General features: G+C 48.1%; 13 protein-coding genes. 7 read left to right on the top strand and 6 right to left on the bottom strand.

Features of this window, described 5'->3' with window-relative positions:
• The first annotated feature begins 20 nt into the window (after positions 1 to 20).
• Complete coding sequence (locus AM231_RS22270; RefSeq protein WP_054404571.1) at positions 21 to 812, top strand: energy-coupling factor transporter transmembrane component T family protein; 792 nt, start codon at positions 21 to 23, stop codon at positions 810 to 812.
• 331 nt (positions 813 to 1,143) lie between these two features.
• Complete coding sequence (locus tag AM231_RS22275) at positions 1,144 to 1,770, top strand: hypothetical protein (protein ID WP_054404572.1); 627 nt, start codon at positions 1,144 to 1,146, stop codon at positions 1,768 to 1,770.
• A gap of 235 nt (positions 1,771 to 2,005) precedes the next feature.
• Here AM231_RS22275 and AM231_RS22280 read toward each other — a convergent pair whose 3' ends face one another.
• The 6 genes from AM231_RS22280 to AM231_RS22305 form a co-directional block, all read right to left on the bottom strand.
• Complete coding sequence (locus tag AM231_RS22280; protein WP_054404573.1) at positions 2,006 to 3,007, bottom strand: polyprenyl synthetase family protein; 1,002 nt, start codon at positions 3,005 to 3,007, stop codon at positions 2,006 to 2,008.
• A gap of 34 nt (positions 3,008 to 3,041) precedes the next feature.
• A complete protein-coding gene (locus tag AM231_RS22285; protein ID WP_053490313.1) occupies positions 3,042 to 3,479 on the bottom strand; it encodes a hypothetical protein in 438 nt (145 codons plus the stop codon).
• 121 nt (positions 3,480 to 3,600) lie between these two features.
• Positions 3,601 to 5,472: an FAD-dependent oxidoreductase gene (locus AM231_RS22290; protein ID WP_054404574.1), complete on the bottom strand. Its 1,872-nt coding sequence runs from the start codon at positions 5,470 to 5,472 to the stop codon at positions 3,601 to 3,603.
• A gap of 47 nt (positions 5,473 to 5,519) precedes the next feature.
• Positions 5,520 to 6,422, bottom strand: coding sequence for an FMN-binding protein (locus AM231_RS22295; protein ID WP_054404575.1), 903 nt, complete (start codon positions 6,420 to 6,422; stop codon positions 5,520 to 5,522).
• 161 nt (positions 6,423 to 6,583) lie between these two features.
• Positions 6,584 to 7,516 carry a dihydroorotate dehydrogenase gene (locus AM231_RS22300; RefSeq protein WP_053490310.1) on the bottom strand — a complete coding sequence of 311 codons (933 nt, stop codon included), beginning with the start codon at positions 7,514 to 7,516 and terminating at the stop codon, positions 6,584 to 6,586.
• Entirely contained in the window at positions 7,497 to 8,198 is a 702-nt protein-coding gene (locus AM231_RS22305; RefSeq protein ID WP_054404576.1) for a dihydroorotate dehydrogenase electron transfer subunit, read from the bottom strand. The genes AM231_RS22300 and AM231_RS22305 overlap by 20 nt, the downstream gene beginning before the upstream one ends.
• Before the next feature lie 164 nt (positions 8,199 to 8,362).
• Here AM231_RS22305 and AM231_RS22310 point away from each other — a divergent pair, with 164 nt between their 5' ends.
• The 5 genes from AM231_RS22310 to AM231_RS22330 all read left to right on the top strand — a co-directional run bounded on the left by AM231_RS22310 (position 8,363) and on the right by AM231_RS22330 (position 13,494).
• Positions 8,363 to 8,899: an NAD(P)H-dependent oxidoreductase gene (locus tag AM231_RS22310; protein WP_054404577.1), complete on the top strand. Its 537-nt coding sequence runs from the start codon at positions 8,363 to 8,365 to the stop codon at positions 8,897 to 8,899.
• A 205-nt stretch (positions 8,900 to 9,104) separates the two neighbouring features.
• Positions 9,105 to 9,434, top strand: coding sequence for a PadR family transcriptional regulator (locus AM231_RS22315; protein ID WP_054404578.1), 330 nt, complete (start codon positions 9,105 to 9,107; stop codon positions 9,432 to 9,434).
• A gap of 1 nt (position 9,435) precedes the next feature.
• Positions 9,436 to 10,761 (top strand): FtsW/RodA/SpoVE family cell cycle protein, encoded by a 1,326-nt coding sequence (locus AM231_RS22320; protein ID WP_054404579.1) that lies wholly within the window; start codon positions 9,436 to 9,438, stop codon positions 10,759 to 10,761.
• Between the two features lie 165 nt (positions 10,762 to 10,926).
• Positions 10,927 to 12,246, top strand: coding sequence for an FtsW/RodA/SpoVE family cell cycle protein (locus AM231_RS22325; RefSeq protein WP_054404580.1), 1,320 nt, complete (start codon positions 10,927 to 10,929; stop codon positions 12,244 to 12,246).
• A gap of 288 nt (positions 12,247 to 12,534) precedes the next feature.
• Positions 12,535 to 13,494: a LacI family DNA-binding transcriptional regulator gene (locus tag AM231_RS22330; protein WP_054404581.1), complete on the top strand. Its 960-nt coding sequence runs from the start codon at positions 12,535 to 12,537 to the stop codon at positions 13,492 to 13,494.
• Positions 13,495 to 13,633 lie beyond the last annotated feature (139 nt).

Below are 13,633 nucleotides of genomic sequence, written 5' to 3' on the forward strand. Positions count from 1 at the left end.
AGGTGAAGGGGGAAGCGAGGATGAAGCGAAAGATCATCTTGGGCCGCTATATGGAAGGTGACTCGTGGATTCACCGTCTGGACCCGCGTGCCAAGACAGCTGCCATGCCGCTGTTTATGGTTGCCGTGTTTCTGGTAGATGGATATGCGGGGGTGCTGGCGCTGCTGCTATTCACGGCCGTGGTAATTCGGGCTACGGGTATCCCGTACCGCTATTACTTCAGAGCCATGAAGCCGCTGATGTTTCTGCTGCTGTTCATCCTGGCATTTCACATCCTGTATGATGCTGGCGGCGGGAAACTGCTGGATGTGGGCGCCTTCAAGGTGTATGCCGGCGGATTGGAAAAAGGTATCGTGTCCGCTTCACGTATGGCGCTGTTCATTATGCTGGCTGCGGTGATGACCTTCACGACCCAGCCGGAGCAGCTGGCCCAGGGACTGGGCAGCCTCCTGCGGCCGCTGACCTATATCGGCGTGCCGACTGATCGTTTGGTGCTGATGCTCGGCATTGCCCTCCGGTTCATTCCGACCATCTTCGAGGAAGCTGAGCGGCTGTGGAAGGCACAGCAGTCCAGAGGACTGGACTTGTCGTCGCAGCCGCTGAAGGAGAAGGCACGGCTGATCATCGCCCTGCTGGTGCCTGTAACGACAGGCGCGTTCCGGCGAGCTATCGGGCTTGCCGATTCCATGGAAGCCCGAGGCTTCCGGCTGGGTGCGCCGCGAAGCAGGTATCGGGTCCATGTATGGAAGCGGGCGGATACGCTGTTTATTGCGTTGTTCCTGCTGCCTGTAGCCGCAGCCGCGCTGCTGTAATTTATGGCTTGAAGGAAAGGTTATTCAGAACCAGGTGGATGAAACAGCACTAGAGCTTTCATTATTCTTACTAATTACATTACAAAAGACAGTGGAAGATACTATGCTTGGGTACAAGTTGAAAAGGTAGCAACTCTGTCTGCAAATGCTGCTTATGAACCCTTCCTGCCTCATACGATTTAGTCTCTATTGGCCAAGAGCGGCATCTGCTAATGTTACACTTTAAAATTTAAACAGAATGAATATAATAAAGTAAATGGAAATATATTTTTCCATTTACTTTATTTTTTGTAAATAAAACACCATGAATAGAGGAGGAGAACTTACCGAATTGAAAAAAAGATATTTGATTATCATAATTACCACTGTAGTTGTCGTGTTTTCAAATCTAATACAGTTCTTTGTAGCAAACCAAATCGATAGGAACAATCCCCCTGTAACTTCTCAATGGATTTATGACAATGAATATAACTATAATGTATTTACTAATTATTCTAGTCATATTCAAGGCGCCTATAGATTTTTAATGGAACTGGAAAATGATAAGTATATTAAACCAAATGAAGCATATTTATTATCACAGGGATATTTATTAGGCACCAGTAATGATAGTTACTCCAGCTTAGAAGTTCTGATTAGAAGTTTGGACAGCAATGAATATAATCATGAACTTAATAACATACTTGATACCAATGAAAATTTACAAATTATGATATATAAGTTGAATAGATATTTCTTTACTCAACGAAATAACTCAAAGCTTCCTGAAAATTGGAAGGAAATAAATGTATTACTAAGGAAAATAAATGCCCAATTAACTTCAAATTCTACTAAAGATGTAAGTTTGTATAATATTACGAGTTATCCTAAGGAGTTTGTTACGAAATCAGAATATAAGCTTACAATTTCATCTTTAAACAAAGGAATTTCCGAAGTTATAGATTTAATTGATAATTAGATATTCCAAATATAGAAATATAAAAAACTAACCCTCTGCACTTCATTCTTTCAACAATCGATATTCAGGCCTCTTTTAAAGATACCAATCCTCTAATGAAACTTGCTATCTTGAAATACTGCCCAAATGCTCTGATTTTTCAAAATACTTGTTTAGGTTAATCTCTCTTTATGTCAAACAGGGATACATCCGCGATGGATGTATCCCTGTTCATATTTAGTCTATGGATTTTGGGTTAGGGCAGAAAATATTGGAGCAAGGCCTGTAAATCTTGCTGGGCCGGGTGATCGGCGAACTCACCGATCATGAGCTGGGCTTGTTCAGCGTAAGAGCGGGCAAGCTGTTCACTCTGCTCGATTGCTGTGCTTACGGTAATATGAATGATTACATCATCCATGTCAGCCTCCGAAGAGTGGGGGCCGAGCTGCCTGATCTTCGGTGCAAGGGCAGGATCGTTCAGAGCATAGATTACGGGCAGGGTAATGTTTCCGTTTCGCAGATCAGCGCCTGCCGGCTTGCCAATCGCTTCCTTGGGCTTCGTAAAATCGAGCAGGTCATCCTGGATTTGAAACGCCATGCCGATGGCCTCTCCGATTTGGAAGAGTCGTTCAGCAATAGGGGGATCCGCATGCGCTGCTTCCGCGCCTGCTTTCAGGCAATGGGCCATCAGCAGGGCTGTTTTGCAGCGTGTCTTCTCCAAATATTGTTCCATCGTCAGATCATAGTTGAAGCGATGATGCAGCTGATCGTATTCACCCATGCAAAGCTCGGTTACCAGTGCTGCAAGCTCGGCTAACCGGTAGGCTTCTTCTTCAGAAACATCTTCGCTGCTCCCGTCCGGTTCGCCGTTTGAATGAGCGGCCCATTCAATGGCGCGGGCTATCATATAGTTGCCGATCTGAACAGCTGTCTGGATGTCAGTGGTCTCATGCAGGGTTGGCCTGCCGCGCCGCATATCGGATTGATCGATGATATCATCATGTACAAGCGAGGCCATGTGGAGATATTCAAGCAGTACGGCGGTTTTCATCACGGCCGAATCGTTGTCGTTATCTCCGAAGCGGCTGCCGATTACTACCATGAGCGGCCGCAGCCGCTTGCCGCCAGCGTTAATCAGATCCATGACGCTGCTTAGCACAACGGAAGGGGGAGTAAGGTCACGATCCGACGTGACCACCTCCTGGAGCAAGCGGTCGAAGGAAGCAAGATCCATTCCTATCCGGTTATGAATATTCATCTTTATCATCGCTCCTTTACCCTTAGGTAACTCCTTATGCGCTCCGTTGCTCGAGATAGCTGCGCACTTCGTGCTTCAGCTCCTTCAGCAGGATTTCGGGTGGTACCTTTCTCAGCAGGTTCAGCTGCATGCGCTTGTGAAAAGGGAGAAGCCGGGACAGCAGCTTCCACTCCTTCCGCTTGACGGCAATGCGGTACATCAGACCAGTCAAATAGTCGCCGTCAAGCAGCATGCGCGTCAATCTCTCGTTGTCTTGCACCTGCAGTTTACCGTGCCGATCTAATGCGGTATGAATGAGCATACAGCATGCCAGCACCGTCATTTTACGGGAATAAGCAAGTTCATAAGCATTGAGCATGTCGGCGATGTCTCTCACAGGCCGATTATCCATCTCCATCCAATCGATATCCGTTCCGGAATCGATATGCGACCGAAGCAGGTCGATCGTATCTTGTAACAGCTTCATATCCATCTTAATTGACTCCTTCCGGAAGGCTCGTGTTGATTAGAGTGTACATGCAGGCGTAAACAGCTTATACTGCGAACCGATAAGGACAAAAGGATAGGCAATACTTACATTGAATAGTGGACGTTTAGTCCGTGTATACGTACCATCGCTTGACGAGCGGTATTCGTTTCCATACCTTCTTCAACCAAGGATACACGTAATAGTCGAGCCCGAATGTGCTGCCGGATCCACCGATTAAAGCAATGCCTGCGGCCAGATACCATAGCATTTCGTTAGGCGCCATTCCCGATACCCAGACCATGGCACCCATGGCAACGCTGACTACAGCAGCAGGTGCCGTGAACAATCCGATGATGAGCAGAATGCCGACAACCAGCTCGGCCAGTACCATCGAGGTCTGAAATACGTAAGCGAGCGAAGTATAGCCGCCGTCGCCAGTGTAGAACATCAGGTTCATGGACCAATCGACGATCGATTTCATGAAATCCGGCACCGGCAGAGCAGTGACCGCTTCCTGGGTGTAAGTCGATGCAGCAGATACCACGTCAGCTGCCCCGGCACCTGCAGCATCACCGGCAGCAGAAGCTGCGCTTACGCCGTCGACGGCTTTGGCAGGAATCAGGAAGACCTTATCCGGATCGTTTATTATTTTATGAAGCTTGTCCCATCCTTGGGAGAACCACATCCATCCCGCGAAAATACGCAGCGGTACGAGCCAGAAATTCGGTGACCGTTTGGCAAGGTGTCCGCCCACGAAGCTCCGGTTGTGCCGGACGTGGAAGAACTCATGCAGCAGGTAATGGTACACTTTATTGAAGCCGCATACCTGGAACAGATAGAGCATATTGATCATATGCTTGACGAGCATGGCGGGGAAGCCGCTAAGCTTGAACATATGGTTTGGCACGCCGACGTTGGCAACCCCGTAGCGGCTGCCGATACAAACCATCGTACCGTGGAACGTCGGTTTATAGGATTTCATCGGCTTGTTAGATAGTTCAGCTACGATGTTATGCGCAATGACTGGAGCCGCAAGTTCGGCATTTTCCACCATTTGAGGAACGGGTGCAGCCGTGCCTTCAGGAATGTAGAAAATATTGTCCCCTACAACATATACGTTCGGATGAGCAGGGACTTGCAGCTTGTCGTTAGTCAGAATCCGTTTGCGTCCTTTTTGCTCGACATCCATGCTGCCTACAACGTCAGAACCTTCAACACCTGCAGTCCAGATGACAGTTCTGGATTTGATGTCGCTGCCGCCGACAGTAACGCCGTCCGGCTTCACTTCCGTAATCTTGGAGCCTGTAATGATATTGACGTTCAATTTGCGCAGCCGCTTCTCAGCTTTGCGTATTAATGGTTCAGGCAAAATCGGCAGGATCTTGTCAACCATATCGGCTACGTGAAGGGTAACTTCACTCGGATCTACATGGAACTCCTTGCATAATTGCTGAGTGAATTCTGCCAGCTCACCGATCATCTCCACACCGGTGAATCCGCCGCCGACCACGACAAAGGTCAGCATTTCCTTACGGACTTGTGGATCACGCTGAAGGACCGCTTTACGGAACATGTTTAAGGTGTGTTCCTTCAGGCGTACCGCATCTTCATAGGACCATAGAGTAAAAGCGTTTTGATCAGCGCCCGGAATACCGAAAAAGGTAGGCTTGCTGCCGGTTCCGATAACCAGATAGTCATAATGATAGGTTTGTTTATCACCGCTAAGCGTTTGACCTTCAAAGTCAATGCCGCCGATTTCATCCAGCACCACATCTACATTGCGGAACCCGGAGAACACTTTCTTCAGGTCAATTTTGATGGAATCTTCCTCGACCCGGTTAGCGGCCACTTCATGCAGTTCAGTCAGCAGGGTATGATACGGCTTGCGGTCAATGAGTGTTATCCGCAAATCCTTCTGTTTGCGCAGTCGTTTAGCCAGCTTCTTGGCGGTAAGAATACCGCCATATCCGCCGCCCAGCACGATAATCTGTTTCATGCGAATCTCCCCTCAAGGCATAGTTGTCTTATATGGATCGCTGGTGCTTATTTCGCGCCTTCAAGTGCTTTTGCTGCCAATTCTACAAATCCGCTGACATGGATGGACACACTGGAAATCGCATCGGTTTTTCCATCTTCACTTGTGACGATGGCTTGCGGATCTTGTTTTTCAATCAGATACTGCTCGGCTTGATGTGCTTGCTCATGCCATTCGGATTGAGCTCCGCCGTTCTTCATGCCGTATTCACCGGATTTGGAACGGGTAACCTTGTCGGTACCGCCGTCTTTATGAATGCCGTTCCAACTTACAGCGACGATCTTGCCGTTGATAACGGTAATGTCGACGGTTTCTTTCCAGCCCGAGTTAGCGTCGAAGTCAGCTGCTTCCGCATGATAGTTGCCATCTTTGTATGCTCCTGCCTCAACAGGACCTGCTGTCAGCGCTTTGGCTGCCAGCTCTGTAAATCCGCTGACATGGATGGATACGCCGGACACGGCATCCGTGTAGCCCTCGCCATTCACATTTAAGCCGTCAATGGATTGCTGAGCCACAAGATACTCCTCCATTTTGGCTGCCTGCTCATGCCATTCCGCTTGAGCACCGCCTTTTTCCTTCATGCCGTAAAGGCCTTTTTCGGAAGCAGTCTTTTTGTCCAGGCCGCCGTCTTTATGAAGTCCATCCCAGTTGGCACTGACGATTTTACCGCCTTCAACTTTAATGGCTACGAGTTCCTTCCAGCCGGAGTCTTCTGCATATTCGCCTTCAGCGTAGTATAATCCGTCTTGGAGATTTGCCCCTTCTTGTGCCGCATTTTCTGTGTTATCTGTGTTCTGACTCTCTGCTTGCTTATCTGTATTAACCGGTTCCTTGTCGCCGTTGCCCCCGCAACCTGCCAGCAGTACAAATATCAGCATGACGGAAAGAGATAGAGAGAGTGTCCTTTTCATTCTGTTTTTCCTCCTATTAATTTGTGAATTAGTTCACAAATATGTTCTTGAGTTCATTGTAGTCTTTAATCGTATTGTTATCGGTGAAAAAAATCACAATCGGCATCGATCCAACCAAGCTCAGGAGAGTTATGCTATTGCCTTATGAAGAGGTCATGAGGTTAGATGATGCCTCGAATGTCATCCAGGGAATGAATGCCTTCGGTTTCCATTAATTGAATCAGTTCTTCAGCAAGGGTATCACCGGCCCGCAGGTTGATAAAGTTATAGGTGCCGATCTGTACGGCTGTGGCGCCCGCCATGATGAATTCGAGGATGTCTTCAGCGCTGCTGATCCCGCCGATTCCAACGACCGGGATGGAAACAGACCTTGCTACCTGATGAACCATTCGCAGGGCGATCGGCTTGATGGCAGGTCCGGATAGTCCAGCATAGGCTCTGTCAAATACGCTTTGCCGCTTCCGGATATCAATAGCCATCGCTTGAATCGTATTGATCAGTGAGAGACCATCCGCGCCTTCGGCCTCACACATACGGGCCATTTCCTTCAAATCCTTCGCTCCGGGAGAGAGCTTGACGAGTAGAGGCAGAGACGTCGCTTTTCGGACTGCACGGACGACTTCTTGTGCCTGCTCATTCTCAATGCCGAAGGCAAGTCCGCCTTCCTTGATATTGGGACAGGAGATGTTGAGCTCAATCATGTCGACCGCTCGTTTTCCCGATGCACTTAGTGCCTGACTGGCCTCGGTAAGGAGCTCGGCTCCTTCCACGTATTCTCGTAGCGTGCCGCCGCCAAGGTTGACAATAACCGCGGTTTCGTGCGAGGTCATCTCAGGTAATTCTTGTGCCAGAAAAGCCCGAATGCCCGGATTTTCAAGACCGACGCTGTTCATGATGCCCGACGGTGTTTCGTAGAGCCGTGTGCCGATATTGCCGGGCCGGGGGCTCAAGGTTAATCCTTTGGATACAATGCCTCCGAGTTTGCGCAGCGGATACAGGTCCGCATAGGGTTTCCCGAATCCAAATGTGCCTGAAGCTGCCAGGATTGGATTCGACAACGGGACGCCTGCCAGTTCACAATCGATGGAGATCATTCCAGTTCACCTCCCTCGCCGGAAATACGGGGCCATCGGTGCATACTTTGCGGTTCGTACCTGCGGTCGTTAACGTGCAGCTGTTGCATGCTCCGATGCCGCAGCCCATTCGTTTTTCGATGGATACATAGAGCTTGGCGCTGGATCCTTCGGCTTTTTGAGCAAGGCTCTGCATCATAGCGACAGGCCCGCAAGCATATATCGTGTCATAACGGCCCGGGTCTATATCATCTACGATGGTTCCGCCGGATCTGACAGTCACATCATGGCTTGCTTCATTGAAGCCATCTACTCCGAATGGCAAGCCGGAATATCCCAGAAATACGCTGGCACTTGAGATTCCCCTGGCTGCCAGAAGCATCGGGGCTATCCCTATGCCGCCTCCCACCAGTGCAGTCCGGCCTTGAGGGTCAGGGAACGCTTGTCCGAAAGGGCCTTCCAGTTGAATCCGGTCACCTGCTTGGAGGGCCGACAACAGCCTTGTACCCGTTCCCTGTACGCGATATAAGAAGGATATGGAATCCAGAGTTAGATCATGGACGCTGATCGGCCGTGACAGCACAGGATAGGTATCCCAGCAGCGAAGCATGAAGAACTGTCCCATTCGTGCCGGATAGCTGCCCTGAACGGTAAGTCGATAAATACCGGGGGCCAGCTTAACATTGTGAATAACTAGGGCCAAATTCTTGGTCCTCCTCCCTTGGCGTACTTGTTCCGCCCGTTATGTTCCTTGCTACAGTATCACAGACGAATCATGCTACCTGTGACATTTCTCATATTCGCGAATTGGCGAGTCTTGATACCTTTTGGGTAATCATACAGGAGAAGAAAGGGTGGAGATCCTACATGAAAACGCTCGTGATCGTCGCGCATCCGGGTCTGCAAGAAGGCTCACGGATCAACCGCAAATTGACAGAGACAGTGAGGCATAGGGATGGAGTGACGGTGCATGACCTCTATCAGCAGTATCCCGATGGACAGATCGATGTGGGAGCTGAACAGCAATTGCTGCTCGAGCATGATCGCATCGTATTCCAATTCCCTTTCTGGTGGTACCGTTCGCCGCCGCTGCTCAAGCATTGGTTCGACGAAGTGCTGACCTTCGGGTGGGCATATGGCCCGGGAGGCGACAAGCTTCATGGACAAGAATGGGGCATTGCGGTTACAACAGGCGGAACGGAAGAAGCTTATGGCAGCGAAGGATACAACCGTTATTCGGTGGAAGAGCTGACACGGCCGTTTGAAGTGACAGCCAGCCTGGTGGGTGTGAAGTACCTGCCAGTATTTGCGGTTCATAATGCCATGCAGCTGACCGATGAAGAGCTGCAGCGTCATGCCGAGGATTTTGCGATCTATGCTGCTGATACAGTAGAATCGAGATAAGATTCAAAGGTAAAATTAATATAACTGATCTATGGCCTGGCGGCAGAAGCTGCCGGGCTTTTCGGCGTGCTGATTTGTTTCGGGGATGGGGGCATAAATTGCAAACGATTCGAAAAAACACTCGTTGCAATGTAGAGATGGTTATTCTATACTCATACATAGATTTACGATACATAGTATATCTAGGTATTGGAGTGATAGAGGAATGAGTATTAACAAAGAGCTGTTGAAAGGCAGCACTGTCATTTTGCTGCTTACCGTGTTGAACAAGCGAGAAATGTACGGATACGAGCTGATCAAGGAGATCGAACAAAGCTCGGATGGGGTATTCCTGATGAAGGAAGGCACGTTATATCCGATCCTACACACGCTCGAAGCGGAAGGTTGGCTGGAATCTTCCTGGAGCCAGCATGATGGACGCAAACGGAAATATTACCGGATTACCGAGCACGGCAGGGAGCAGCTCCGTGAGAAGACCAAGGAGTGGGTCAGGTTCCGTACAGCTGTGGATACCGTTATTGGGGAGGGAAGTTAGGATGCGGCCAGTTGAAGAATACAAGGTTGTTCAAGACTTTCTGAGCCTCGTGTGCAAACAGGTACGGGCCAGAGCCATGCATCCGGAGATTCGCGAAGAGCTGCTCGGCCATATTGAAGAGCGGACAGAGCTTTTAATGCTCGAAGGCAATGCCGAGGAACCAGCGGTACAGGAAGCGGTGAAACAGATGGGGGCTCCCGAGGAGATCGGGAAAAGCCTACATTTGGCCCATCGGCCTCAGTTAGATTGGAAGCTGCTCGTCTTGCTGGTCTTACTGTCGATGATTGGGCTATTCGGGGCGCTGAGTGTAGATTATGCAGGGACAGAAAGATTGTCAGGCTTATTTATAAAAAAGTTAGTTTACTTCGGTATAGGCTTGATCTTCCTCATTGGACTCTATTTCCTGGATTACAGGAAGCTCAAGAAATACTCCGGAGTTCTGTTTTTTATCACACTTTGCCTCATGGCGAGGACGGAGTTTGCTGGGACCATTACTAACGGGGCCAACCTTTATCTTGACTTCGGGCCTATTATGATTCCCATGCTGGGAACGGTTTCCGTTTTCCTTCTCCTCTTGGCTGGGGCAGGCATGAAGCCTGCAAGCCAGTGGGGGCAGTGGGAGGGCGTGCTGCAAATTCTGTATAGGGGTGTTCTGCCTGTTTTTTTGTACGGTTGGAGTGACTCCATGGTGTATTTATTCGTTTACGTGTTTGGGTTCTTGGTGCTGACCTGGACTTCGAAGAAGAATGTCAAGCAATTTGCTGCGCTGACGGTGCTTCCGTTCTTAGGATTAGCCTATATTCTATTTACAAAAAGGTTTTATCTCATGTGGAGACTGGAGGGACTCACAGACCGTGAGGGGGACGGCGGTTATTTCATGCGGGTCATTGCGGATGCCATTTCTTCTGCTGGCTGGTTCGGTCAAGGGTTTGCCGCGCCCAATCCGGGAATACCGTACGTTTACAGCGACTCCATATATCCCTATTTGATTTATTGCTTCGGCTGGTTGTTTGGCATTGCGGTCGGAATGGTCGTTCTTTTGTTCCTCGTCAGAATGTGGAACATATCCAATGTCCTTCATGATTCCTATGGAAAAAATATTGTGACCGGTGTCATCGTTGTTCTTGGGTTGCGCTTACTCCTGCCAATTCTTATGGGATTGGGAGTGGTACCCATTGTCAGTTTGGATCTTCCTTTTATTTCGTATGGCGGATTCAACCATATGATGGATTTTGCCATCGTCGGCCTGCTCCTCTCCATCTATCGACGCAAAAATATGATTCCAAGCGGTATGGGGGAAGCGGCCTCTATGAAGGAAGTGGCTTAGTGAAGTGTTATTTCGACAACCTAACTTAATATGACAGATTATCGTAACAACCTTTGCTGTTTTTAACTTACATGATGATCAGATAACTCTAGTCGAAATTTGATAGGGTTATCTTTTTTTTATCATAAGGTACGATACCTTACATTCTGGTCAAGGAGGAACCCTATGCGATCTGTGGAGGATAATATAGATGTCCGGCGATTTATGGATCTGGTATGCAAGCAAGTACGTACGAGGCAGATGCATTCCGAGATTCGTGAGGAACTGCTGGGTCATATTGAGGAACGGGCGGAAATGTTTATGCTGGAGGGGCATTCTGAAGAGTTTGCTGTAAAGGAAGCGATTAAACAAATGGGGGACCCGGGAGATATCGGTAAAAACATGCAGTTGGCTCACAGGCCCCAGATGGATTGGAAATTGCTCGTTATGCTCGCCCTGTTTTTAATCATTGGATTGGTTAGCATGTTGAGTGTTTATTACGCGGATGACAGTTATTCCGTAAACCTTATAGAGAGGAAGTTATTTTACTTCGGGATTGGGGGTTCACTCCTGATCGGTTTTTATTTTCTGAATTATCAAAAGCTTAAAAGATACTCGGCTTTTGTGTTTCTCTTCATCGTTATTCTTATGGCCGCTTCAACGGTTTACGGGCAGTTACACGATATCAGAACTACCTACATCAATATAGGCCACGTTGGAGTTAATATTATCACTTTCTCATTGATACCGCTTCTAATCGCTCTGGCAGGGATGAAACCAGCCAATCTATGGGGGCGGTTGGAGATGGTTTGGAGCGTTCTCTATCGTGGTGTTCTGCCTGTGATTCTCTATAGCATAAGCGGTTCTATTATCTATACTTACATCTACCTGATTGGATTCCTGGTCTTGACGTGGAGAACAAGGAAATCCATCAAGCAATTCGCAATGATCACCGTACTGCCTCTCGCAGGCTTAGCGACTTTTCTTATCACCCGGACGGATCATTTACTTCTGCGATGGAGAGAATTTAGAAACCCTTCAGATAGTGAGATGTGGCATATGGGGAATAACGCCGATGCCATCCAAGCTGCCGGCTGGTTCGGGCAAGGTTTTGGTAAAGTTGTACCCAGGATTCCATATGTCTTGTACGATAATGTGTTTCCATACCTCATTTATTGCTTCGGCTGGTTGTTCGGGCTGGTGGTAGGAATACTGATCCTGTTGTTTCTGGTAAGAATATGGAGTATTTCTACGATCCATAGAGATTCTTATGCGAAGCATATCGCTACATTACTCATCGTTGTGTTTGGTTTTCGGCTGTTATGGCCGCTGCTCATGGGATTAGGGATTCTTCCAACGGTTACATTGGATCCACCTTTTCTCTCTTACGGCGGAACCAATCAAATCCTGGACATGGCAGCCGTCGGCCTGCTTCTCTCCATCTACCGACGCAAAAATATGATTCCAAGCGGCATGGAGGAAGCGGCCTCGATGAAGGCAGCCTAGCGGCTGTTTATTACCGCCGCTGAGATGTTAAAGATTTTACCGCAGCCATCAAGCAGACCGTAACGTTGGTTAGGATGTCTATAAAGGAACCGTACTCTTGAAAGAGACGGTTTCTTTATTTTGTGTCCGGGTTAAATTTGATTAAGGACATTTGAGAAGGTAAGGGAAGTTCATGATTTTGGCTAATTTTCAAAGAAAATATCTCTCCACATGGAATAAGTAAATTTTATTAAAATTAAATCCATGTTATATTAAATTTACTAACGCCTGTGGAGAGGGGATAGTTTAATGAGTGGTTTGAAGGAAATTGCGAGGCTCGCGGAGGTTTCGGTGTCTACAGTGTCCAACGTGCTTAACGGACGCAAAAATGTAGGCGCGGAGACGAGGGAGCGAGTGCTGAAGTTATGCTCAGAGCACGGCTATTTCCCGCATAAGTCTTCTAAATCCGATAAAAACAATACCATTATTTTCGTCTTCAGCGACTTTGATCGCGATTATTATTTAAAAATCATCAAGGGCATCAGCCACTGTCTCACGGAGAATGGGTATGACCTCATCATCTGCACGAATAAATCGAGCACGAATTTTATGCGCAGCAAGTTTGCAAGCGGTACCATTAGTCTGGATCGGAACATGACGGACGAATATTTAATATCCGTGGCCACGCCGCAATTCCCCGTCGTTCTTATGGACCGGATTATCGATAACGAGTACGCGAACACCAAGAGTGTCATCGTGGACAACTATCCGGTCATGTGTGAAATGGTTCAGGCGCTCGTGGATAAACAGTTCAGAACATTTGGCTATATCGGCGGACTGGAGTTTACCCTGGATCACAAGGAACGTTTTGCCGGGTTTATGGATACGCTTTCAAAGAATGGCATCGCATTTGATCGCCGTAATTACTTCCATGGCGACTACAGTGAAGAAAGTGGATATCAGGCTGCTAAAATCCTGATTCTAAGCAATGCCCTGCCAGAAGTGCTGGTCTGCGCCAATGACAACATGGCGCTGGGTGCGATCAAGGCATTGGAAGAGAACGGGATAAAAGTACCCGAGGACATTTCCATCACTGGATTCGATAATTCGGATGCGGCCGCGATGGCTGGCCTAACAACAATTGCGATCCCTCGATACGAGAGCGGTTATCTTGCGGCGAAGGAGCTGCTTGAGATGATTAAGGGAACAACGGGCAAGGAACCCTTTAAACTGAACGCGACAATCCAGTGGCGAAAATCAGTGAGATAAATTTTATGTTTGAAACTAGTAAAATAATAAACATTTTACTAGTTTTTTTACTTAGTATTTTTATGAAAACGTGTACATTTTTTATTGACATTCTAGGTAAACGGCCCTATGATGGGTTTGTAAACGTTTTACTTTAAAG

It is taken from the genome of Paenibacillus solani (genome assembly GCF_001277345.1).
GTDB lineage: Bacteria > Bacillota > Bacilli > Paenibacillales > Paenibacillaceae > Paenibacillus_AQ > Paenibacillus_AQ solani.